Source organism: Pseudofrankia inefficax (genome assembly GCF_000166135.1).
In the GTDB taxonomy this organism is placed as follows: Bacteria; Actinomycetota; Actinomycetes; order Frankiales; family Frankiaceae; genus Pseudofrankia; species Pseudofrankia inefficax.
On sequence record NC_014666.1, the window covers coordinates 6,058,704 to 6,082,442 of the forward strand.

Annotated in this window: 13 protein-coding genes; 11 read left to right on the plus strand and 2 right to left on the minus strand. The window is 74.7% G+C overall.

Annotated elements, in window-relative coordinates; translation table 11 throughout:
• The first annotated feature begins 259 nt into the window (after positions 1 to 259).
• From FRAEUI1C_RS24475 to FRAEUI1C_RS24485, 3 genes are all read left to right on the plus strand, one after another.
• Complete coding sequence (locus FRAEUI1C_RS24475; protein WP_198318624.1) at positions 260 to 1,246, plus strand: hypothetical protein; 987 nt, start codon at positions 260 to 262, stop codon at positions 1,244 to 1,246.
• A complete protein-coding gene (locus tag FRAEUI1C_RS24480) occupies positions 1,243 to 2,592 on the plus strand; it encodes a hypothetical protein (protein WP_013426040.1) in 1,350 nt (449 codons plus the stop codon). The genes FRAEUI1C_RS24475 and FRAEUI1C_RS24480 overlap by 4 nt, the downstream gene beginning before the upstream one ends.
• 161 nt (positions 2,593 to 2,753) lie before the next feature.
• On the plus strand, positions 2,754 to 3,701 hold the full coding sequence (locus FRAEUI1C_RS24485; RefSeq protein WP_063748011.1) for an acyl-CoA thioesterase: 948 nt from the start codon (positions 2,754 to 2,756) through the stop codon (positions 3,699 to 3,701).
• A gap of 48 nt (positions 3,702 to 3,749) precedes the next feature.
• Here the strand turns inward: FRAEUI1C_RS24485 and FRAEUI1C_RS24490 are convergent, their stop codons facing one another.
• Both FRAEUI1C_RS24490 and FRAEUI1C_RS36655 read right to left on the minus strand, forming a co-directional pair.
• Positions 3,750 to 5,288 carry an NAD(P)/FAD-dependent oxidoreductase gene (locus tag FRAEUI1C_RS24490; protein WP_013426042.1) on the minus strand — a complete coding sequence of 513 codons (1,539 nt, stop codon included), beginning with the start codon at positions 5,286 to 5,288 and terminating at the stop codon, positions 3,750 to 3,752.
• Positions 5,289 to 6,070: 782 nt separating this feature from the next.
• Entirely contained in the window at positions 6,071 to 8,455 is a 2,385-nt protein-coding gene (locus FRAEUI1C_RS36655) for a glycosyltransferase (protein WP_013426043.1), read from the minus strand.
• Between the two features lie 508 nt (positions 8,456 to 8,963).
• Here FRAEUI1C_RS36655 and FRAEUI1C_RS24500 point away from each other — a divergent pair.
• The 8 genes from FRAEUI1C_RS24500 to scpA all read left to right on the plus strand — a co-directional run bounded on the left by FRAEUI1C_RS24500 (position 8,964) and on the right by scpA (position 23,710).
• A complete protein-coding gene (locus FRAEUI1C_RS24500) occupies positions 8,964 to 10,493 on the plus strand; it encodes a hemolysin family protein (RefSeq protein ID WP_013426044.1) in 1,530 nt (509 codons plus the stop codon).
• Positions 10,490 to 11,575 (plus strand): hemolysin family protein, encoded by a 1,086-nt coding sequence (locus tag FRAEUI1C_RS24505; protein ID WP_013426045.1) that lies wholly within the window; start codon positions 10,490 to 10,492, stop codon positions 11,573 to 11,575. Before FRAEUI1C_RS24500 ends, FRAEUI1C_RS24505 begins: the two co-directional genes overlap by 4 nt.
• Positions 11,576 to 11,969: 394 nt before the next feature.
• The gene (locus tag FRAEUI1C_RS24510) at positions 11,970 to 14,714 is read left to right on the plus strand and encodes a WD40 repeat domain-containing serine/threonine protein kinase (protein WP_013426046.1); all 2,745 of its coding nucleotides are present in this window, start codon (positions 11,970 to 11,972) and stop codon (positions 14,712 to 14,714) included.
• 163 nt (positions 14,715 to 14,877) lie between these two features.
• Positions 14,878 to 17,379 carry an Hsp70 family protein gene (locus tag FRAEUI1C_RS24515; protein ID WP_013426047.1) on the plus strand — a complete coding sequence of 834 codons (2,502 nt, stop codon included), beginning with the start codon at positions 14,878 to 14,880 and terminating at the stop codon, positions 17,377 to 17,379.
• Positions 17,380 to 17,467: 88 nt separating this feature from the next.
• Positions 17,468 to 18,949, plus strand: a complete 1,482-nt coding sequence (locus FRAEUI1C_RS24520; protein WP_232425112.1) for a phytoene desaturase family protein — start codon at positions 17,468 to 17,470, stop codon at positions 18,947 to 18,949.
• A gap of 7 nt (positions 18,950 to 18,956) precedes the next feature.
• Entirely contained in the window at positions 18,957 to 19,418 is a 462-nt protein-coding gene (locus tag FRAEUI1C_RS24525) for a DUF5990 family protein (RefSeq protein ID WP_013426049.1), read from the plus strand.
• Positions 19,419 to 19,520: 102 nt separating this feature from the next.
• Positions 19,521 to 21,476, plus strand: a complete 1,956-nt coding sequence (locus FRAEUI1C_RS24530) for a methylmalonyl-CoA mutase subunit beta (protein ID WP_013426050.1) — start codon at positions 19,521 to 19,523, stop codon at positions 21,474 to 21,476.
• The gene (gene scpA, locus FRAEUI1C_RS24535; protein WP_013426051.1) at positions 21,476 to 23,710 is read left to right on the plus strand and encodes a methylmalonyl-CoA mutase; all 2,235 of its coding nucleotides are present in this window, start codon (positions 21,476 to 21,478) and stop codon (positions 23,708 to 23,710) included. The genes FRAEUI1C_RS24530 and scpA overlap by 1 nt, the downstream gene beginning before the upstream one ends.
• Positions 23,711 to 23,739: the final 29 nt, after the last annotated feature.

Consider the following 23,739-nt stretch of genomic DNA (forward strand, 5'->3'; position numbering starts at 1 on the left):
CGTAAGGGCGGGGTATCTGAGTGTGACCGGGCGTGTCGGACAACAGTAGCGAAGCACGGCAGCGACGGCGGCGCGGAACACGACGAAGCCGGTCCGGCGGTACGCCGAGGTCGCCACCTATGGTCTGCAATTTTCATTATGCTGACGTTCGCCCGCCGCCGCGCTGGTTCGGCCGGCGGCCGGGATGCGATGATCAACCATCGCGGCCGCGAACCGGCGTCAGGGCAAGGCTGCCATGGTGGGACACGGGGGATCCATCGTGCGATTGACGGGGGAACTGGAAGAGACGGCGGTCGCCGGGTGGTACCGGTCCGCGCGTTTCCGGCCCGACCCGGCCCGGCGCGAGTCGGGTGGGCTCGTGCAGCGTCTGAACTGGCAGACCAGGACGAGGTACTACGAGACCCTGGTCGACCAGCTCCGGGCCACCGGCGGAACGACGGACGGCCTGGCGCGCGACGAGCTGGCCGCGGCGGCCGGCCAGCGCCGGCCGTCGACGCTCTACTACCTGGTAAGCCCGCGCAGCCCGGGCTCGCTGGCGGGCGCGCTGGTCGCCGCGTCGCCGCGTCGCCTCTACGAGAAGCAGCGGGGCGAACGGGTCCTCGACCTGCTGGTCGCCGAGACCAAGGTGTGGAGCTACTGGCCGCATCGGGAGGGCTGGCTGGGCGCGCTCGACGACCTGACCGTCGCCGACCGCTGGCTGGCCGCGGCGAGCCTCATCCGCGTCGTCGCGGACTGGGCGATGTGCTCCCGGTCCCTCGCCACCGCCGCCTCCTTCGCGCCACCGGTCGCCGCCGTCGAGGACCTGCTCAGGCTCGCCGACGGCGGCCAGCCCGGCGGCGCCGCTGCTGGTGACCGGCCCGGGGCCGGTGGGCCCGCCGTCCCGGCTGTGCCAGGTGCCGACCGGGCGGGCGGCCGTGAGGCGCCGCCGGCCGCCCGCCGGCCGGCCCCGCCCGTCGACCCAGGCCTGGCCGCGGTTACCGCCCTGCTCACGACGGTGGTGCGCACGGCGGTCGAGTCGAGCGGGATCGGCCCGGCCTTCGTGCTCGCCGCTGTGCATCCGAGCCTCACGAGCCTCGTCTCCGTCGCCGGGCCGGGGACCGAGAAGATCACCGCGGAGGTAGCCGACGTGATGACCCAGCTGGAGCACCAGCTGCCGCGGCTGGCCGCGGATGACCGCGTCCGGATCGCCGACGAGCTCGCCCCCCGGCTGCGCGCCGTCCTCACACTGCTGGCGGAGGGCCGATGAGCCGGCCCTCCGGTACCACCGCGGGCCCCGAGGACTGCGGTGAGCTGGCCCGCCGCCTGCGCGGCCGGGTCCAGACGATGCTCACCTACGCCGACCAGGCCGCCGACCCGCGGCCGCTCGTCGGACTGCTGGACGAGGTCACCGACCTGCTCGGGGCGGACAGCCCGCTCGCCCTCCTCGTCGAGTACACGGTCGAGGAGCTGCGCAGCCGGACCCGTTCGGTGGTCGAGTCGGCCCGGGTCTGGGACGACCTGCACGTCCGGGCCGACTCGTCGCTCGACCGCCGGGACACGACGCTGATGAGCATCAAGGCGCTGCATGCCCGGTACGTCCGGCTGTCCGGCGACCCGGTGGACCGGGACGCGGCCGTGCAGAGCTACGAGGTCGAGTGGCGCCGGCGGCTGGCCATCCTCGGCGCGCGGGCGCACCGGACGAGCACGGCGTACGCGAACCTGGCCACGGCGCTGCGTGAGCGGGGCACCTCCGACGACCTGAGCCGCGCCTGCGTGATCGCCCGGCAGGAGATCGCGCTCCGGCTGGCCGTCTGGGGCCCGGAGCACTCGTTCACCTGGATCCCGCAGATCATCCTGGCCCAGTGCCTCCTCAAGGCCGCCGAACGGGCCGTCCCGCGCCAGGCCGATGCCGCCGAGCCGGCGAATCCCGAGGCGAGCGCCCTCGGTCCGGACAACGCCCCCGGGCCGGCCGGCGCGGCCCAGGCCGGGACCGCCGCCGACAGCGTGGGCGGCGGAGCCCGTGGCGACGGGCCCGGCGGGTACCCGCGGGTCACCCGGGATGACCTGGCCAGGACGGGCGCCGCCCTGGTCGCCGAGGCACGATCCCTCGCGGAGGCGGTCGTGGCCGCGCGACAGGAGCGGTTCGGGCCGTCCTCGGGGGCGACGCTGCGGGCCCAGCTGGTGCGGGCGCACGCGCTGCTGCTGGCCGAGGAGCCCGCCGCCGCCGTGGCCGAGATCCGCTACGTCCTGGCGACCAACCGCCGGATCGGGGCGAACCTCGACCCGGGCTGGCCGGAGCTCCTGCTCGCCCGGGCGCTGCTCGCCGCCGGTCTCGCCAGCGGCGACGGCAGCCTGGACGACGCCGTGCGCCAGGCCCGTGCGGCCGTCGAGGCCCGCCTGGGCCGCTACCCGGCCGGGACCGAGCGGGTCGCCGAGGCCGAGCGGTTCGAGCGGGAGGCCAGGCGGCTGGCGAGCCAGGCGCCGCGGCCGCCCGCCACAGCCGAGGCTGAGGCCGCGCCGGGTGCCGAGACGCCCGCCGACGGCGTCGCGCAGGTCACCGACCAGGCCGACTATGGCGATGATCATAGCTTGGGTGCCGGAGGCGGCGGGTAGGTTCGCGAACCAGTACACGGAGTTCCGCGCGCCCGCTCGGCCGGTCCGGCCTGAGGCGGGCGGTGGCGCGCCGACAGGGTGCCGTCCGGCGTCCCTGCTGCTCAGGAGCGTCGAGCCCGGAGCAGGATGTGGAGCCAGGGGCGGCGCGCTGGCGCACCCAGATGACGGAGGTAGCGGTGGACACCGCGGCGACCGGCGAGGTCGGCTCGTTCCTGAGCCTGTTGACGCTTGAGCAGCCGGAGCCGGACCTCTTCCGCGGGGTCAGCCACGAGGGCGCGCCGCTGCGGGCGTTCGGCGGCCAGGTCGCCGCGCACGCGCTCGTCGCGGCCACGTCGACGGTCGAGCCGGGCCGCCCGGTCCACTCGCTGCACAGCTACTTCGTCCGCGGCGGCGACACCACGATCCCGATCGACTACCAGGTCGAGCGGATTCGCGACGGCCGGTCGTTCACCACCCGCCGGATCACGGCGATCCAGCATGACGAGGCGATCTTCGTCCTGTCGGCGTCGTTCCACCGGCACGAGGAGAGCCCGGTCAACCACCAGCGCACGGCGCCGAAGGCAGCGCCGCCGCCGGACGGCCTCGCGTTCTTCGAGGGCCGCCGGCGCGACGACGAGGGCACCGAGACCGGCCCGTCAGCGCGGGACACCCGCGACGACGACCGGCGGGAGGCCTGGGGCCGGCGGGGCTTCGAGGTGCGGGTCGTGGCCGGCTTCGGGATGGCCGGCACCGGAGCGGACGACCGGTACACCGGTGGCTCCGGGCTGACGGCGCCGGCCCGGCTGCGAGCCTGGCTGCGGGTGACCGAGAAGCTGCCGGACGACCAGCACACGCATGCCTGCGCGCTCGTGTACATGTCCGACCTGACGCTGTCGCATTCGATCATGGGACCGCACGGCGGGATGGCCGGTGGCATGGCGCTCACGTCACTCGACCACGCCGTCTGGTTCCACCGCCCGTTCCGGGCCGACGAGTGGCTGCTGTTCGACCAGGGCAGCCCGACCGCCTCGAACGGCCGCGGCCTGGCCTTCGGCGAGTTCTTCGACACCGACGGCGTCCTGGTCGCCACGGTCGTCCAGGAGGCCCTGGTCCGCCCGGTCCGGGCATGACGAACGGCCCCCGGCAGGTGCGCCGGGGGCCGCGTCGTTGGTCTACTACTACCGCGAGCCGGCCACGCGGCTGCGGGCCGCGTCGAGGACCTTGCGGGGAAGAACCGGCGCGTCCCGGCCGGTGCCCAGCGAGCCGGCCGGCTTCGCGGAGCCCGTCGAGCCGCCGTCCTTCTCCTCGTGGTACTCCTCCTCGACGTTGACCGACCAGACGTCGTGGGCGGTGCCCTTGACGATGTTCTCGGCGGTCAGCATCGCGGTGTACATCGAGTGGTCGGCGTTGTTGTAACGGAACATGCCGTTGCGGCCGACCGGGTGGACGTTGCTCGCGTAGTCGGTCAGCCAGCCCCGGATCACGTCGACGTTCGCGCCGTAGCGGTCGTCGTAGATCGGGTACGCCTTCGGCTGGCGGACGACGTAGCCGGCCTCGATGTCCTTGTAGGCGACCAGGCCGAGCTTGTCGAGTTCCTTCTTGCCCTTCTCGATGAGCTCGTCGTCGGGCGCGGTCCACTCGGAGTCGTTCTCGAACACCGTGTACTCCAGGCCCAGGACGTTACGGCCGTCCTTGACCAGGAACGGCGACCAGGACGCGAAGTTCTGGATGCGCATCGTGCGGACCGACGGGTCGTGGATGTAGATCCAGTTGTCGGTCCAGGAGACCGCGTTCGACGGCACGACCAGGGCCACGGTGAGGAAGTCGCGGTAGCGCAGGTCCTGCGCGGCCTTGAGCACCCGCGGCGGGACGGCCGGGCTCATGATCTCGATGAGCTGCGAGATCGGCATCGAGGAGATCACGTCGGTCGCCGGGTAGGCGGTGATGCCGCCGTTGGCGTCCTCGGCGACGACCTCGAAGGCCTTCCCGTCCTCGTGCCGGATCTCGACGACCTTCGTCTCCATGCGGATCTTCGAGCCCTGCGCGACGACCTTGTCGCGGCAGACCTCCCACATCATGCCGGGGCCGTACTTGGGGTACTCGAACTCCTCGATGAGCGAGGTGATCTCTTTCTGGTTCGTCTTCGGCTTGACCGCGTTGAGGATCGCGTTGCCGAGGTTAAGGCTCTTGATCCGCTGCGCGGCCCAGTCGGCCGGCATCTCGCTGACCGGGACGCCCCAGACCTTCTCGGTGTAGGTCTTGAAGAACGTCCGGTAGAGGCGCCACCCGAACCGGGCGACCAGCCAGCTCTCGTAGTCCGACTGGTCCTTCGGCGGGCTGATCCGGGCGCGCAGGTACGAGGCGATGCAGATCGCGGCCTCCTGCGGGCCGAGGTTCTGCAGCGCGTTGACCGCCTTGATCGGGTAGTCGTAGTACTTGCCCTGGTAGAAGATCCGGCTCTTGCGCGGCCGCAGCAGGAAGTCCTCCTGGGGCAGGATCTCGTGCCAGAAGTCCTCGACCCGCTGGACCTTCGAGAAGAACCGGTGGCCGCCGATGTCGAACCGCCAGCCGTCCCGCTCGACGGTGCGCGAGATGCCGCCCACCTGGGTGTCGGCCTCGAGGATCGTCGACGGGATCCCGTACCGATGCAGCTCGTAGGAGGCCGTGAGGCCCGCCGGTCCGGCGCCGATGACGACGACGTCCACGTTTTCCGACATCAAGACTCAGCCGTTCCTTGGGGTGTAAGACGAGAGCGACGACGCCGTCCGCGCCGTCGGTGCACCCGTGGGCCCCGTACCTGACACGGGGTGCGCTCCGAATGATCCATTTTGGTCACTCAACGCTACGGAACCGACGGCAGTGTCCCTCGCGGCGTACCCGGAATGCCACCGGTGGGGGCGCGTCGCCCGGTGACGGGCGATCGGCTCACGCATCGTTGGCTCCGCTTCTGGTTCCGGGGGATCGCTCGCGGGGACGGACTGGTGCGGAAGCGGCCGGGGTTATCCGCTTCGCGCACACTGTAACGGCCCGAACCGACGGCGAATCGCACGGGTCCCGCTCCCGGGCGCTCGGCCCGGTCGGCCCGGCGGGGCGCGCCGTGACCCGACCGCGGACCCCGGCACCACGCGGGTTCGGGGCCACACGCCCGGTCGGCGGCCCGCGCCGCCCCCGGCCGCCGGCCGGAGCGACCTTCGGGACCCGTCACGAAATGTGACGAAGCAGGGCCCCTGGAGGCCGGTCCACAAACCAACGGAACACCCGATTTGCCGCGTCGCTCGAACAGGTTCCAGCCCCGCCGGCCGCCGAACGGCCCTGTCGCGGCGGGTCAGCCGGCCCCGATCGCCCGACGCGCTGGGTGACCAACACCACCATCGTGCCATCAACCACGCAAGGCGTCGGAACCCGTCCAGGACGCCCTCGGTCCCTCTCGACGGCAGCCGGTCGGAGGCACCCAGGTCGGCCGAAGACGACTGCGCGTGCGGCCGAAGGTGCGGCCGGGTCAGCCGAAGGCGACGGCGAGCGCCGCGGCGATCAGGACCGCGGCGCCGATCGTCGCGCGCAGCCGGCCGCCGACGCGCACCGTCGCCGACTGCAGCGCACACGCCGCGGCGACCGCCTCCGCGGCGACGAGCAGCACGGCGCCCGCCCAGGCCAACGCGACGAGATGGCCCCGGTCCGGCCGCACGGCGGCGACGAGCACCGAGGCGGCCAGCGCCACGGCCGGCAGCGACACCACCAGCAGCGACGGTGTCCACCGGTCCGGCGTGAGCTGGCCGAGGGCCGAGCCCGGATGGGCCGTGAGCCCCGAAGGCCAGGCGGTCACCGTCCGGTTCCAGGCGCCCTTGACGAGCCCGGTCCTGCCCACCGCCGCGAGCGGTGCCCTCTTCGCGGGCCCGGCCTTGACCGGTGCGGTCCCCTGAGTGACCCGCGGGGGCACCGCCTTCGCCAGGCCGGCCGTGGGCGCGGCCTTCGCGCGCACCAGCGCCTTGGACGTCGTGGCCTTCCCCACCACGGCCGTCGTGGGCACGGCCTTGACCAGGGCGGCCTTCGACGTGGTCGCCTTCCCGGCCGCGGCTTTCCCGGCCACGGCCTTCCCCGCCACGCCTTTCCCGGCCGTGTCTTTCCCGACCACGGCCTTCTCCGCCACGCCTTTCCGCGCCGCGCTCTTCCCAGCCGTGCCCTTCCCAGCCACGGCCTTCCCAGCCACGGACTTGGCCGGCAACGACTTCCCGGGCACGGCCCTGACCTCGGTGGCCGCGGCCGGTGCGGTCGAGGTGGCCCGGACCGGGCCCTGGCCGGGAGCCGAACGCAGGGCACGCCGCGCGAGATCGGGGGCCGCGCCGGACCGGCCGCCGAGCACGACGATCCGGGCCAGCGCCAGCAGCGACAGCGGGATCGCCGCCAGCCAGCCGGCCAGCGCGGCCGCCAGCCCACGCCCGACCAGGCCGCCCTCGGTGGTGACGGCCGCCGCGAACAGCCCGGTGGCCGCCAGGTAGGGCAGGCCGAAGGCGAGCCACTGGACGGCGTCCGTCCCCGAGCTGAGCCGCCCGCCCGCGAGCACCATCAGCGCCGGGGTCAGCCAGAACCCGATCTGCGCGGCGGCGAGCAGCGGCAGGGCCGCGTCGCCGAGGTGGTGCGCCCGCTGCCGGGTGGTCAGGCCCGTCTTGGCCAGCGGGTTGTCGAACAGCAGTATCCGCAGCCGGTCGAGCGCGCGGGCGAGGGTGAGCCGCGCGGCCACCGCCGGCGGGCGGGCCGCGCGGGCGGTGACGACGTCCGGGTGGTGGACGCTGGCCCACCCGGCGGAGTGCAGCTCGTAGGAGGTCCGTGGCTCCTCGGTCGCGGCCCGGACGCCGAAACCGCCGACGGTCTCGAGCGCGACCCGGCGGTACAGCGTGCCGCTGCCCACGCCGGTGGCGGCACCGTCGCGGTCCCGGCCCGCGGCGACCATCCGGGCCAGCGCCGCCTCGGCCCGGTCGGGCAGCGGGCCCTGCCCCGACGCGGTCGGCCGCCAGGCCGACGAGACGAACCCGACCTGCGGGTCGCGCAGGTAGCCGAGCACCCGGTGGGCGGCGTCGGCGCAGACCGTGTCGCCGACGTCGAGCAGCAGCACCGCGTCACCATCGGTGACCGCCAGGGCGGCGTTGAGCAGGCCGGTGCGGCTCGGCGGCCCGTCGTCCCGGGTCAGGCAGGTGATGTCGCGCCGATCCGCCAGCGCCGCGGCGGCCCAGGCGCCACCGCGGCCACCGGGCAGCGCCGCGTCGTCGATCCGGGTGTCGACCAGCAGATAGGTGCGGTGCGGGTAGGTGATCGCCTGGGCCGTGCGCAGCGTGCGGTCGACGTCGGACAGCGGCTCACCGCGGCTGACGACGAACACGTCCAGCGTGCCGGCCGGAGCGGGCGCGCGGCGGACGAACCCGCGGTTCACCCGCGCCGCGCAGACCGCGAGGCCCACCACCACGAGGTAGAGCGCCAGCTCGGCGGCGAACGCGAGACCGCCCGTGAACCCGGTGCCCCCGAGATGGCCGGCGCGCCAGCCGAGGTAGACGGCGCCGGCGGCGCCGGCGACGAGCCCGGCGGTCGCGGTGGCCGCCGCGGCGAGCCCGGCCGAGCCCGCGACCAGGTGCCACCCCGCCCGGGCCGGCCGCGCGGTCCCCGGATCGGCCGGCAGGCCCGCGTCCGGCTCCGGCAGGCCCGCGTCCGGCTCCGGCGGGTCCGCGTCCGGCTCCGGCGGGTCCGCGTCCGGCTCCGGCGGGTCCGCCTGGGCGACGGGCCGCCGTCGCGGCGGCTGCGCCGGACCGGCTGGCTCGCCCTGCCGCGGCGCGGGTACGGCGGCACGGCGGGCGGACCCGTCTCGGCGCGATCCCCCGGACCCTCGGCCCGCCATGCCTACCCCCTCGAGCGATCAGTGCTGGATCTGTCACCGACAGTAACAGCGGCCTCGATCGACGGAAGGCATCCAGCCGCCCGCTCCCAGGCCTGGGCCTGGCCCAGGTGCGTGTGACCTCGACGCGCGGGGGGTCATATCGTGATCAAACGGCGCCGGCCCGCGGCATGGTTCGTGCCCGGAGTGGGCAATGCCGGTTCGGCCGCGCCCACGGCTCCGCCACACTGGGACCAGGGCTCCCGCGCCGCGGGCCCGGTGGCCGGGCGATCGTGCCCGCGCCGGACTCGGCGGCCGGGTGCCCAGGGCGCTCGCGCGGCACCCGACGCCACGCGCCGCCCGCCGGGTCGGCGCGCCACTGGTGGTGTGTCATGCGTTGAACCAGGCCGGCCGGGGAAGGCCCGATGCGCCGGCACAGGACGACGACGGAAGGGATCATGAACGACTCGGGCGATACCGGTTGTAGTCCGAACCGATCCGCGCGCGTGGGAGCGCCCGTGGGGGTCGACCGGTGACTCAGGCGCTCCTTCTCGTCGCGGGAGTCATCCTGCTCGCGGGCTGCGGCCTGTTCGTGGCCGCCGAGTTCGCCCTTGTCACCGTCGACCGCGCCACCGTGGAGCGCGCGGCGCGTGACGGCGACCGGGCAGCCCACGGCACCCTGCGGGCGCTGCGCACCCTGTCGACCCAGCTCTCCGGCGCCCAGCTCGGCATCACGCTGACCAACCTGGGCATCGGCTACCTGGCCCAGCCGGCGATCGCCGAGCTGCTGTCCGGCCCGCTCGGCCGGGTCGGCGCGTCCGGGCAGCTCGCGGACGACCTGGCCGTGGTGCTCGCGCTGGTGATCGCCACCGTCCTGACGATGGTGTTCGGCGAGCTGGTTCCGAAGAACGTCGCGCTCGCCCGGCCGCTCGCGACCGCGAACGGTGCCCAGCGCTTCCAGCGGGGCTTCACCGCCGCGGCCCTGCCGCTGATCCGGTTCCTCAACGGCGCGGCCAACCTGCTGCTGCGCCGGTTCGGGATCACCCCGCGCGAGGAGCTGGCCTCGGCCCGCTCGGCCCAGGAGCTGTTCTCCCTGGTCGGCCGGTCGGCGGAGCACGGCGCGCTGGCCCGGGAGACCGCGACGCTGGTCCAGCGCTCACTGCTGTTCGGGGACCGCACCGCCCAGGACGTGATGACGCCGCGGGTCCGAATGCGCTCGATCAGCGCCGACGAGCCGGTCGCCGCGGTGATCGCGCTGACGCGGCGGACCGGGCATTCGCGGTTCCCGGTGCTCGGCGAGGACAGCGACGACGTGGTGGGTCTCATCCACATCAAGCGGGCCGTCGCGGTGCCCGAGGAGGACCGCGCGACCACCCCGGTCCGCGCGGTGATGGGGCCGACGGTCACGGTCCCGTCCACGGCCCCGCTGGAGCCGCTGCTGGAGACGCTGCGCGCCGGCGGCCTGCAGATGGCGATCGTCGTCGACGAGTTCGGCGGCACCGACGGGCTGGTGACGGCCGAGGACCTGATCGAGGAGATCGTCGGCGACGTCGTCGACGAGCACGACCGGGTGAGCCCGCGCGCCGTGCGCCACCGCGACGGGAGCTGGGCGTTGTCCGGCCTGCTGCGCCCCGAGGAGGCCGAGGAGCTGACGGGCGTGCCCGTCCCGACCGACGACGCCTACCAGACGCTCGGCGGCCTGATGGCCGCGGCGCTCGGGCGCATCCCGGCCGCAGGTGACGCGGTCGAGGTGGCCGGCGTCGGCTACACCGTCGAGCGGATGGACGGCCGCCGGGTCGACCGCATCCGCCTCGACCCGCCGGCCGCCGGCCCGGCGCCCAGGCGCCACGGCAGGCGGGACGACCCCGAACACGCCCCGGAGGACGGCGGCCACGACCGTGACGACGCGGATCGCGCGGGCCAGGGCCGTCAGGGCGCGCGGCCGGGGGGCGGCTCGGAGCTGGCCGACGGCGACGTCGTCGTCGACCCGCGCCGCGCCCTGCCGCCGGCCCATCCCCCCCGTGGCAACGGCCGCGCGGCCGGCTGGGACGGCACCCGGTGAACGACGTGCTGAAGCTGGCGCTGGTCGTGGCGCTGCTGCTGGGCAACGCGCTGTTCGTCGGCGCGGAGTTCGCGCTGATCTCGGCGCGCCGCACGACGATCGAGCCACGGGCGCAGGCCGGGTCGTGGTCGGCCCGGATCACGCTGCGGGCGATGGAGCACGTGTCGCTGATGCTGGCCGGCTCGCAGCTCGGGGTCACCGTCTGCACCCTGGGGCTCGGCGCGCTCGCCGAACCGACCATCGCCCACCTCATCGAGCACCCGTTCGAGGCCGTCGGCCTGCCCGCCGCGGCGATCCACCCGATCGCGTTCGTGCTGGCCCTGGTGCTGGTCACCGTCCTGCACGTGGTGATCGGTGAGACCGTGCCGAAGAACATCGCGCTCGGCGCGCCGGACCGGGCCGCCCTGGTGCTGACCCCGCCGCTGGCCGGCCTGGTGCTGGTGCTGCGACCGGTGATCGTCGCGCTGAACTGGGTCGCGAACGCCAGCCTGCGACTGGTCCGGATCGAGCCGAAGGACGAGGTCGCGAGCGTCTTCACCCGCGACGAGGTGGCCGGCCTGGTCGACGAGTCGCGCCGCGAGGGCCTCCTGGAGGCGGACGAGCACGAGCTGGTCAGCGGCGCGCTGGCCTTCGACGAGCGGGCGGCCCGCGACGTGCTGCTGCCCCGGGAGGGCCTGGTCACCGTCCCGACGGAGATCACTCCCAGGGCGCTGGAGCAGCTGGCGGCCAGCACCGGCTACACCCGGTTCCCGGTGCACGACTTCGGTGGCCGGCTGATCGGGTATCTGCACCTGAAGGACATCCTGGAGACCCGACCGGAGCGACGGGCGTCTCCGGTGGCGGCGAAGTGGCTGCGCCCGCTGGTGCACGTGCCGGCGGACGCGACGCTGCGCCAGGCGCTGACGGTCATGCAGCGCTCCGGTGCGCACCTGGGCCAGGTGGTCGACGCCTCGGGCGAGTCCCTCGGCCTGGTCGCGCTGGAGGACATCCTCGAGGAGCTGGTCGGGGAGATCCGCGACGAGGCGGCCCGCCGGCCCGCCCGCCCGGTCGCGCCGGCCCAGCCCGCGGCCCGGCCCGTCTGACACCGGTTCGTCTGACACCGGGCCGCCTGACACCGGCTCGTCTGACACCGGGCCGCCTGATTCGGGGCCGTGTGGTTCGGGGCCACGACCGTCCCGCCGGTTCCGGTTCGGACCGGGATTGACGGCCGGAACGCCGGGCGCGGGTGCCCGGATGGGGGGTGCGCCCGGGGTTCGGTGTCGGCTGGGCGTCACTTAGGGCGATATCAACGCAATCGGCGTGCCGGGCGTCGAGCATGCGGCGTAGCGTGTGGTCCCTAGCCGGTCTGTTCCCCGGTATCGGCGCAGGCACTGGCGTGGCCTGCGCCGATAGGCAAAGTCTTTACTTGCGGACGCGGTCTCCCGTGTCAGGATCGACAATCGAAAAGCTGTAACTCGTCACGAGGGGGAGGGACCGGTGGCGGGATCGACACCACCCCCGGTATCCGGCAATGCCCCGGCCCCGCTGAACGCGGCGGATCCACGCAAGCTGGGCAAGTACGTGATCACCGGGCGGCTCGGCCAGGGCGGGATGGGAACCGTCTTCCTTGGTCACAGCCCCGACGGCGACGCCGTCGCGATCAAGGTAATCAAGCCGGAGCTCGCCGAGCGCCCGGAGTTCCGGGCCCGGTTCCGGCGGGAGGCTGAAAGCGCCCGCCGAGTCAGGCGGTTCACGACCGCCGCGGTGCTCGACGCCGACCCGGACGGCCCGTGGCCGTATCTGGTGACCGAGTACGTCGAGGGCCCGACCCTGTCGAAGATGGTCGGCCGCCGTGGCCCGCTGCGCCCGGCCGACCTGGAGCAGATGGCGCTCTCGGTCGCGACCGCCCTCTCCGCGATCCACGCCGCCGGGATCGTGCACCGGGACCTGACCCCGGCCAACGTCCTGCTGTCCCCGGTCGGCCCGAAGGTGATCGACTTCGGGCTGGCCCGCGACTTCGCGGGTTCCGGCGAGTTCTCCCGGACCGCCAAGCACGCCATCGGCACGCCGGGGTACATGGCGCCCGAGCAGATCATGGACTCGCCCGTCACGTCGGCCGCCGACGTGTTCGCGTGGGGCGCCATCACCGTCTTCGCCGCCACCGGCCGCCAGCCGTTCGGCGAGGGCCGCATCGAGGCGCTGCTCTTCCGCATCCTCTACGAGCCCGCCAACATCGACGGCGTCCCCGACGAGCTCGCGCCGCTGGTCGACGCCGCGCTGCGCAAGAACCCGGCGGAGCGCCCGACGGCCGAGGAGCTGCGGATCTCCCTGATGAGCGGCGCCGCGCTGCCCGCGGCCCGGCTGGCCGCCTCAGGGCCCACGGCGCAGGAGGCGACCTCCACCGACGGCAAGGACGGCGCCCGCCGCCGGCGCGGCCACCTGTTCGGCCGCGGTCGCCACCAGGACGGCGACGAGGCCGTGTCCGGCGCGCCGGTGTCCGGGGCCGCCACCAGCCTGCTCACCCCGGCTCCGGCGACGACGGGTGCCCCGCCGTCGCCGATCTCGGCTCCGCCGACCTCCGTCGGTCCGGCCGCCCCGGTCTCTCCGGTGCCGCGGCCGGTCCCGGCGCCGTCCGTCGCCCCCGGCGCGCCGGCCGGCCCGATCGCCCGGTCCGCCGGGCCTCGGCCGCCGTCGCTCGCGCCTCGGTCGACGACGTCCACACCGCCTCGCTCCCCCGCGCCGTCGACGCCGGCACCGCACCCCTCGGCTCCGCCGCCGGCCACTACTCCGTCCCCCGTGCCCGTCTCGCCGGCGCCGGCCGCGCCGCCTCGCCCGCAGGCGCGGCCCGCGGGCGAGCGGGCGGCCGCGGCGGTGACGGCGCAGGTCGCCCCGCCCGCCAGGCCAGCCGAGGAGGCCCGGCCGACGGGGTCCGGACGCGGTCGTCGCACCGTCGTGCTGGTCGCCGCTGGGCTGGTGCTGCTCGCCGCCGCGGTGGGTCTCCCGCTGGCGCTCACCCACGGGTCCGGCGGCAGCGGCGGCTCGTCGTCGGTGTCCCCGGCCCGGGCCGCCCAGCTGTCCGACACCCTCGCGAAGGCCGCCGACACGGCCCGGCCGACGGACCCGGCCCGCGCGGCCCGGCTCAGCCTCGCCGCGTACCGGATCTCACCGACGCAGGCCGCGGCCAGCGCCATGGTCGCGTCCTTCGCCGCCAGCTCCAAGGTCGACCTGCCGGGCTCGCCCGTCGCCTACACCGGTGTCGCCCTGACATCCGACGGCCGCCTCGGCGCGGCCACCGACGCGGCCGGACGGGTCCGGCTGTGGAACCTCGCCGCCGCGACGCCGGCCCTGCTCGCCGACATCGCCACCGGGGACGCCAGCGCTCCCACGGCCCCGGTGTTCCTGCCGACCGGCGACCTGCTGACCGGTGGCGGCATCGGGCACGCGTGGACGCTCGCCGACCCGCGCGCGCCCAGGGCGATCTCCGACGTGAAGCCGCAGGCGACCCAACCGCTGCAGCTGGCCCTCTCCGGTGACGGGCGGCTGCTGGTCACCGCGGGCCAGGACCGGATCATCGAGCTGTGGGACCTGAACAACCCGGCGAAGCCAGGCTGGCTGGGGCTGAAGGTGACCCCCGGGATCATCACCGACATCGCGCTCAGCCCGGACGGCCGCACACTGGCCGTCGCCGGCGTCGACGGCACGGTGTCCCTGTGGGACCTGAGCGACCGCCGGAACCCGGTCGAGCGAGGCTCCGCGGTCGGGCACCTCGGCCAGGTCACGGCGGTCGCGTTCCTGCCGGGCAGCAAGCGGATCGTCACCGGGGGAAGCGACAAGACGGTCCGGCTGTGGAACATCACGGACCTGGACGCCCCCCGGCAGCTCGGCGAGGTCACCCAGGGCGGCTCGCCGGTGGTGAACGTCGCGGCGCTCGACGCGAACCTGGTCGTCAGCAGTGACGCGAGCGGCAGCCTGCTCGGCTGGAGCGTCGCCGCGGCGAACCCCGCGGAGTCGTTCTCGCTGGGCCGGGGCAGCACCGGCCTCGACCTGGCCGTGGGCGGCGCCGGGAAGATGTTGCTGACCGCCCCGGCCGGAGGCTCCTCCGGTGCCGCGTCGCTCATCTCGACCGACCCGGCCCGGCTGGCGACGGTCGCGTGCGCGAATCCGGCGAACAGGATCGGCGAAACGGAATGGAAGTCCCTCATCGCCGACCTCGCGTATTCCGACCCCTGCGCCGGGCGATAAGGCATTCCAGATGGCACTCCCGCCCGCCCCGGTTCGACGGTTTCACCGTTACCGGGGCGGCGCGTCCCACACCAGGCTTGGTGCGACGGTAGTTCGGTGATCGAGAAGTCGGGCCGGCCGCGTCGCGCCCGTGTGACAGCAAAAGGGCACAGGTGACACAGCGATGGGCTACCAACTCGGAATCGACATCGGAACGGCGAACACCACGGTCGCCGTGGCGGCGGGTGACTGGCCACAGATTCTGACGGTCGCCGGCGGTCCGTCGATTCCGACGGTCCTTTACTTCCCGGCGGGCGCTCCGGTGGTGTTCGGCCGGGCCGCGGCGCGCCGAGCGCTCGCCGAGCCGTCGCGGGCGGCGCACGGGTTCCTGCGCAGGGTCGGCGACCCTGCTCCGATCATGGTCGGCGGGTCGGCGTACACGCCGGAGGGCCTGGTCACCCGGTTCCTCGACCGCGTGCTCGCGACCGTCACCGAGACCCGTGGCGAGGCGCCGGACCAGGTCGTCCTGACCTTCCCGACGAGCTGGACCTCGCGGCGCCGCGAGCTGTTCACCGAGGCGCTGGAACGCCTGGACGTGGACGTCCCGGTGCGGGCGGTGCCGGCGGCCGACGCGCTCGGCGCCGTGCTGGCCCGGCGTGCCGCGGCCCGGACTCCCGGCCGCAACGCGGACCTGATCGCGGTCTACGACTTCGGGGCCGGCGCGTGCGAGGCGGCCGTGCTGTCCGTCTCCGACTACGGAGCCGAGGTCGTCGGCACGCCGGCCGGGATGGCCGGCGTCGAGATCGACGACCTGCTGCTGGAGCACGTGCTGGCCGCCAGCGGGGTGGACGTCGCCCTGCTGGACCGGACCGAGCCGGCCACGGCCGCGGCGCTCGGCCGGCTGCGCGCCGAGGTCGTCGCGGCCAAGGAGACGCTGGCGGCCGACGACGAGGCGTCGGTCCCGGTCACGCTGCCCGGCGCGTTCGCCTGGGTGACGCTGCGCCGCGAGGACCTCGAACGGCTGGTCACGCCGGCCGTCGAGGACAGCGTCCGGGTGCTGGCCAGGACGGTCCGCTCGGTTCCGACGACCCCCGACGGGCTGTCGTCGGTGCTGCTGTACGGCGGTCTCGCGCGGATGCCGCTGGTCGGCCGGCTGGTGCGGGCCGCGCTGCCCGGCGTGCGCCGGTTCGAGGAGCCGCCGGCGGAGGACCTGGCGATCGGCGCGGCGCTGCTCGCCATCGGCCTCGCCGAGCAGGCCGAGCCGCCGGCCGGCGGCGAGACCGCGATGCTCGGCGGCGGTTTCGCGAGCGAGCCACCGGAGCTCTCCTCATTCCCCGGGGTGTCGCTGCCACCGTCGGGCTCGCTCGCCGGCGCGGGGGCGACGGTACCGATCGCCGCCGCGAGCGCACCGGACGACGCGGAGTCGACCGCTCTGATCACCGCGGCCTACGAGTCGTTCCCGGCCGCCGCCGGGGCGACGGCCGGCGCGACGGCCGGTGCCACCCAGGCGACCGGGCTCGCGGCGTGGAACCCGGCCGCGCCGGCTGGCCCGCCGGCCAGCCCCGGCGGCAGTAACGCCGGGGGCGCAGGCAGCCGGGGCGGCGGCGGCCGCAAGGCGCGGCGCGGCGGCCTCGGCGCGCTGCGGTCCGCGGGCGGGATCGCCGCGCTGGTCGCGGCCGTGGTCTTCATCGCCGGCGGCGCGACGCTCGGCGTCGTGCTCACGCAGGGCGGCGGCGGGGACGCGACCGTGGCCGGGTCGACAACGGCGCCGACGGTCGCGCCCGCGACGGTCGCGGCGCCCACCACCGCGACGGCGGTCACGCCCCCACGCAATGTGGTCCGGGTCGCGAACTCCGACGAGGTGGCCCCGATCCTGGAGAAGGCGTCCCAGGAGCTGGCGTCGAGCCAGCCGAACGTCACCGTCGCCTTCGACTCGACCGTCACCGACACCAACACGGCGTTCACCAAGCTCTGCTCCGGGGAGGCCGCGATCGCCGGCGCCTCGTTCGAGCTGGACCCGAAGTTCGCTCCCGACCCGAGCTGCAAGGACAAGGTGGTCGGGTTCGAGATCGCCCACCACACCCTGCCGATCATCGTGAACCCGGCGAACACCTGGCTGGGCTGCCTCAACCTGTCGCAGCTGAAGTCGATCTGGGCCCCCGGCTCGACGATCACCAGGTGGAACCAGATCAACAAGTCGTACCCGGACGAGCCGATCAACTTCGTCGGCCCGGCGAAGAACAGCGTCCAGGCCGAGGTCTTCAACTCCAGCATCAACGGCGACAGCACGAAGTCCCGGGACTACACCGTGAAGGACCTTGGCGGCGTAGCCTCCACCGTGCTGTCCGACCGGGACGCGATCGGCTTCCTGGACTTCCCGACGTTCGAGACGCTGGGCGCCCAGCTGCGCGGCGTGCTCGTCAACGGCGGTTCGGGCTGTGAGCCCCCGAACGCGATCACCGCCGGCACCGGGGTCTACACGCCGCTGTGCAAGCCGCTGTACGTCTACGTGCGGACCGACGCGCTGCGCGACCCGGCGACGGCGGCCTACATGAAGTTCTTCCTGGAGAACGAGCAGTCGATCGCGCAGGTCTCGCACTACGTCCCCCGCGACGACGCCACCGTCAAGGAGAACGTCGACAAGGTGAACGGTCTGACACAGGGGGTCGGACCAGTACCCGCCTGACCCCACAGCACAACCAACGACGCGAACGGCCTGACACAGGGGGTCGGACCAGTCCCGGCCTGACCGGGCCCTGAGCGCGCCGGAAGAGGTGACCGACCGGGTGGTCCAGCGCGGCGCGGAGCGGGGCCGCCCGGACGGGCTCGACGCTGTCGTCGTCGGGGCCGGGCCCAATGGGCTGGTCGCGGCGGTGACGCTCGCCGAGGCCGGCTGGCGGGTGCTGCTCGTGGAGGCGGCGGGCCGGCCGGGCGGCGGCCTGCGGACCGAGGAGCTGACGTTGCCGGGCTTCCGGCACGACGTCTGCGCCACCGTGCTGCCCCTCGCCCTCGCCTCACCCGCGCTGCGCGGGTATGGCGAGGCCGACGGGGTGCGCTGGGCGCACCCGGCGGTTCCGCTCGCCCATCCGTTGGACGCGGGCCCGGCGGCCCTGCTGCGCCGCGACCTCGCCACGACGGCCGCCGGTCTGGGCGGCACTGGCTGGCGGCGGCTGTTCGGGCCGCTCGTCGCCGCCGGCCCGCGGCTCGCGGACGGGGTGCTGTCGCTGCTCGACCTCCCGCCGGCCGCTCCGCTGGCGCTCGCCGGGTACGGCGCCGCCGGGGCCTGGCCCGCGACCTGGCTGGCCAGGGCAGCGCTGCGCGGTGATCGAGCAAGGGCACTGTTCGGTGGGCTGGCCGCGCATTCGATGCTCGACCTGGGCCGGCCGATCACCGCCGGGTACGGCCTGCTGCTCGGCGTGCTCGCGCACCAGGTGGGCTGGCCGGTGGCGGTCGGCGGCTCGGCGACGGTCGCGGACGCGCTCGTCGCCCGGCTGCGCGCGCTGGGCGGCGAGCTCGTCACCGACCACCCGGTCACGCGCCTCGCCGACCTGCCGCCGGCGCGGGCCGTGCTCCTCGATCTCACGCCCAAGCAGGTACTGCGGATCGCCGGCGACGCGCTGCCGGCCGGCTACCGGGCCGCGCTGTCCCGCTACCGGTACGGGCCGGGCGTCTTCAAGGTCGACTGGGCGCTCGACGGCCCGGTGCCCTGGCGGGACCCGGCCGTCGGCGCGGCCGGCACCGTCCACCTCGGCGGCACCCTCGCCGAGGTCACCGCGGCCGAACGCGCGGTGGCCCGGGGCCGCCATCCCGACCGGCCGTTCGTGCTGTTCGTCCAGGCCACGGTCGCCGACCCGACCAGGGCGCCGGCCGGGAAGCACACCGGCTGGGCCTACTGCCACGTCCCGCTCGGTTCGACCGTCGACCTGACCGGCGCGATCGAGGACCAGGTCGAGCGGTTCGCCCCCGGTTTCCGGGACCGCGTCCTCGCCCGGCACGTCATGGGCCCGGCCGCGCTGGAGGCGCACAACGCCAACGAGGTCGGCGGCGACATCGGCGGCGGCAGCGCCGACCTGCGCCAGCTGCTCGCCCGCCCGGTCCTGTCCCGCCGCCCCTGGGCGACCCCGCTGCCCGGCGTCTACCTGTGCTCCGCCGCGACCCCACCCGGCGCGGGCGCCCATGGCATGTCCGGCCACCACGCCGCCACCCTGGCGCTGCGCCAGGCGGACCAGCCCGGGCCGGGCCGGCCGGGCGGATGATGGGACGGTGCTGATTCGGGTGGAGGGAACCGACCTGCCGGGGCGGCGCTGCGCCGGGCCGGCCGGGTCGGCGGACTACGAGAACATCCACGTCGCCGTGCAGCGGCGCGAGCGGCCGGCCGAGTTGCTCGACCCGGTCGCGGCAGACGCCGCCACCGCGGTCTGGACGCTGGAGTGCACGGCCACGGTGACGCCCGGCGCCGTCGACCTGAAGGGCCGGTACGTCCAGGGCCGGCCGGGCGAACGGTTCATCTACCTCAACTGGGTCGCCGCCGACCCGGTGGGCGGCGGCTTCACGATGTTCCGCCGGGCCAAGCTGTGGCTGAACGCCGTCCCGGACGACGTACTCACGGCCGCGGTCCAGTCCGGCGTGCTCGTCGGACGCCTCGGCCTGACGGACGCCAAGGGCCACCCGACCTGCGCGTCGGTCCGTCCCCCGCAGATCACCTGGTCGGCGGCGACGGCCTGACCGCCTCGCCCTGTGATCTCCGCCGCGATCGCGAACCCGCAAGCGATTGTGACTGACAGTACATTGAAGGCTCCTCGGCGCGGGGGCCTCTACGATCCGGTCATGACCGTTCCCTCGGCCGATCTGGAGCTCGCCTCCCTGTTCCCGCCGGCGACGCGCGAGGCCTGGCAGAAGCTGGTGCTCGGCGTCCTGCGCAAGTCCGGAACCGCAGGTGAGCAGGCTCTCCCGGCCGACGCCGAGGCCCTCCTCTCGACCGCGAGCTACGACGGCTTCGCGATCCACCCGCTCTACACGGCGGAGGACACGCCCCCCGTCGAGGCCGGTCTGCCCGGTCACGCTCCGTTCGTCCGTGGCCGGCGGGCCGAGGGCGCGAACGTCGAGGGCTGGGATGTCCGGGCGCTGCACACCCACCCGGACGCGAAGGTGACGGCCGAGGCGATTCTCGACGACCTCGAGGGCGGGGCCACGTCGATCTGGCTGCGGCTGGCCGCCCCGTCGGCCGACTCCGGCGAGGTGCTCTCCGCCGAGGCGCTGCCGGACGTGCTGCGCGAGGTCTACCTCGACCTGGCACCCGTCGTGCTGGACACCGGTGGCGACGCGGTGACGACGACCGCCGCCGCGGACGTGCTGCTCGCGCTCGCCGGAGTGCGCGGGGTGGCGCCCTCGGCGGTGCGGGCGACGCTCGGCGCCGACCCGCTCGGCTTCGCCGCCCGCACCGGGCTCGGCGGCGACAAGCTCACGGCACACCTGGACGAGGCGTCCCGGCTGGCCCAGCGTGTCGCGGCCGACTACGCGGGCGTCCGGACCTTCGTCGTCGACGCGACGCCGTACCACGACGCGGGCGGCAGCGACGCGCAGGAGCTGGGTGCCTCGCTCGCGACCGGCGTCGCCTACCTGCGCGCGCTGACCGGGTCGTCCCGGGCGGCCGGCGAGGAGGCGGGCGCGCTCGACGTCGCCGGGGCGCTCGCGCAGCTGGAGTTCCGGTACGCGGCCACCGCCGACCAGTTCGCCACGATCGCCAAGCTGCGCGCCGCCCGGCTGCTGTGGGCCCGGGTCGCCGAGGTCTGCGGCGCGGCCGGCGCCGACCGGGCGCAGCACCAGCACGCGGTCACCTCGTCGGCGATGATGACGCGCCGCGACCCGTACGTGAACCTGCTGCGCACCACGATCGCCGCCTTCGCGGCCAGTGTGGGCGGCGCGGACGCCGTCACCGTGCTGCCGTTCGACGACCGGCTCGGGCTGCCGGACGGCACCTCGCGCCGGCTGGCCCGCAACATCCAGGCGCTGCTGCATGACGAGTCGAGCCTCGCCCGGGTGATCGACCCGGCGGGGGGCTCGTGGTTCGTCGAGTCGCTGACCGCGGAGCTGGCCGAGGCCGCGTGGGCGTTCTTCACCGAGATCGAGCGGGCCGGCGGGATGGCGGCGGCGCTCGCGAGCGGGCTGGTCGCCGAGCGGATCGACGCGACCTGGGCGCGGCGCCGGGAGGACCTGGCGCTGCGCCGGGCCCCGCTGACCGGCATCAGCGAGTTCCCCAACGTCGCCGAGACGCTGCCGGAGCGGTCCCCGGCCCCGGCGCGGGCGGCCGCGCCCGGCGGGCTGCCCGTCCGGCACTACGACGACGACTACGAGGCGCTGCGGGCCAGGTCGGACGCCCACCTGGCCGCGACCGGTGCCCGGCCGGTGGCCTTCCTCGCGACGATCGGGCCGCTGGCGACGTTCACGCCGCGGGCCACGTTCGCGGCGAACCTCTTCCAGGCCGGCGGGCTGGAGACCCCCGCCGCCGGCCCCGGCGACGACCCGGCCGCGATCGCCGCCGCCTTCACGGCGTCCGGGGCGAAGATCGCCTGCCTGTGCTCGTCGGACAAGATCTACGCGGCGAGCGCCGCGCCCGTCGCCGCCGCGCTCAAGGCGGCCGGCGCGACGCACGTCTGGCTCGCCGGCAAGCCGGGTGACCGGGCCGACTCCGACGCGGCCGCCGGCATCGACGGTTACGTAGCCACCGGCGGCGATGCCGTCGACGTCCTTCGCACCGCGCTCACGAAGGCCGAGGTCGCCTGATGCCCAGCAACCTGATCCCGGACTTCTCCGAGGTCCCGCTCGGCGGCGGCGCGGCGGCGCCGGTCGGCGTCGAGGACTGGCGGGCCGCGGTCAAGGCGTCGGTCGGCAAGGATGTCGACGAGCTCAGCTGGGACACGCCCGAGGGCGTCGAGGTCAAGCCGCTCTACACCGCGGCCGACACCGCCGGGCTTGACTTCCTGGGCACCTACCCGGGGATCGCGCCGTTCCTGCGCGGGCCGTACGCGCCCATGTACGTCACCCAGCCGTGGACGATCCGCCAGTACGCCGGCTTCTCCACCGCGGCCGACTCGAACGCCTTCTACCGGCGCAACCTGGCCGCCGGGCAGAAGGGACTGTCGGTCGCGTTCGACCTGCCGACGCACCGCGGCTACGACTCCGACCATCCGCGGGTGACCGGCGACGTCGGCATGGCGGGCGTCGCGATCGACTCGATCTACGACATGCGCCAGCTGTTCGACGGCATCCCGCTGGACCGGATGAGCGTCTCGATGACGATGAACGGCGCCGTGCTGCCGATCCTGGCGCTCTACATCGTGGCGGCCGAGGAGCAGGGCGTCGCCCCGGAGCAGCTCGCCGGGACGATCCAGAACGACATCCTCAAAGAGTTCATGGTCCGCAACACCTACATCTACCCGCCGAAGCCGTCGATGCAGGTCATCTCGGACATCTTCTCGTTCACCTCGCAGCGGATGCCGAAGTTCAACTCGATCTCGATCTCCGGCTACCACATGCAGGAGGCCGGAGCCAGCGCGGACCTGGAGCTCGCCTACACGCTGGCCGACGGCGTCGAGTACATCCGGGCCGGCCTGGACGCGGGCCTCGGCATCGACGCGTTCGCGCCGCGGCTGTCGTTCTTCTGGGCGATCGGGATGAACTTCTTCATGGAGGTCGCCAAGATGCGGGCCGCGCGCCTGCTCTGGGCGCGGCTGGTGAAGCAGTTCGAGCCCCAGAGCGAGAAGTCGCTGTCGCTGCGGACCCACTCGCAGACCTCCGGCTGGTCGCTGACCGCCCAGGACGTCTTCAACAACGTCGCCCGCACCTGCGTCGAGGCGATGGCCGCGACCCAGGGCCACACCCAGTCGCTGCACACCAACGCCCTCGACGAGGCGCTGGCGCTGCCGACCGACTTCTCGGCCCGGATCGCCCGCAACACCCAGCTGTTCCTGCAGCAGGAGTCCGGCACCACCCGGGTGATCGACCCGTGGGGCGGCTCCTACTACCTCGAGCGGCTCACCCACGACCTGGCGAAGAAGGCCTGGGGCCACATCGCCGAGGTCGAGGAGCGCGGCGGCATGGCCTCGGCCATCGACGCCGGCATCCCGAAGCTGCGGATCGAGGAGGTGGCGGCCCGCACCCAGGCCCGCATCGACTCGGGTCGCCAGCCCCTGATCGGCGTCAACAAGTACCGGCTGGCCGGCAAGGAGGACATCGACGTCCTCAAGGTCGACAACACCGCCGTGCGCGCCGAGCAGCTGGCCAAGCTGCGCCAGCTGCGCGAGGACCGCGACCCGCACGCGGTCGACGCGGCGCTGGCCGCGCTGACCCGGGCCGCCGACGAGGCGCAGGCCGGCACCCGCGCCGCCGGCCTCGACGGCAACCTGCTCAAGCTCGCCGTCGACGCGGCCAGGGCGAAGGCGACCGTCGGTGAGATCTCGGACGCCCTGGAGAAGGTCTACGGGCGGCACTCGGCCCAGATTCGTACGATCTCTGGCGTGTACCGCGACGAGGCCGGCCCCTCCCCGGAGATCGGCGAGGCGCGCCGGCTGGCCACCGCGTTCGCGGAGGCCGAGGGCCGCCGCCCGCGCATCCTGATCGCCAAGATGGGCCAGGACGGGCACGACCGCGGCCAGAAGGTCGTCGCCTCCGGCTTCGCCGACCTCGGCTTCGACGTCGACGTGGGCGCGCTGTTCCAGACCCCGGCCGAGGTGGCCCGGCAGGCCGTCGAGGCGGACGTGCAGGTCGTCGGCGTCTCGTCGCTGGCCGCCGGCCACCTGACGCTGGTGCCGGAGCTGCGCGCGGAGCTCGCGAAGCTCGACCGGGCGGACATCCTGGTGACCTGCGGCGGCGTGATCCCGCCGCAGGACTACGACGCGCTGCGCGCCGCCGGCGCCGTCGCGATCTTCACGCCGGGGACGTCCGTGGCCCAGTCGGCGATCGAGGTGCTCGGCATCCTCGCCGACCAGCTCGGCCACGACCTCGGCCCGGCCGCGTAGGCCTGGCCGCCGACCCGGCCTGACTTGGT

Excerpts from the sequence above, each read along its gene's own strand:
- FRAEUI1C_RS24480 (WP_013426040.1), top strand. The coding sequence starts at position 1,243 with ATGAGCCGGCCCTCCGGTACCACCGCGGGCCCCGAGGACTGCGGTGAG.
- FRAEUI1C_RS24485 (WP_063748011.1), top strand. The coding sequence starts at position 2,754 with ATGACGGAGGTAGCGGTGGACACCGCGGCGACCGGCGAGGTCGGCTCG.
- FRAEUI1C_RS24490 (WP_013426042.1), bottom strand. The coding sequence starts at position 5,288 with ATGTCGGAAAACGTGGACGTCGTCGTCATCGGCGCCGGACCGGCGGGC.
- FRAEUI1C_RS36655 (WP_013426043.1), bottom strand. The coding sequence starts at position 8,455 with ATGGCGGGCCGAGGGTCCGGGGGATCGCGCCGAGACGGGTCCGCCCGC.
- FRAEUI1C_RS24515 (WP_013426047.1), top strand. The coding sequence starts at position 14,878 with ATGGGCTACCAACTCGGAATCGACATCGGAACGGCGAACACCACGGTC.
- FRAEUI1C_RS24530 (WP_013426050.1), top strand. The coding sequence starts at position 19,521 with ATGACCGTTCCCTCGGCCGATCTGGAGCTCGCCTCCCTGTTCCCGCCG.
- scpA (WP_013426051.1), top strand. The coding sequence starts at position 21,476 with ATGCCCAGCAACCTGATCCCGGACTTCTCCGAGGTCCCGCTCGGCGGC.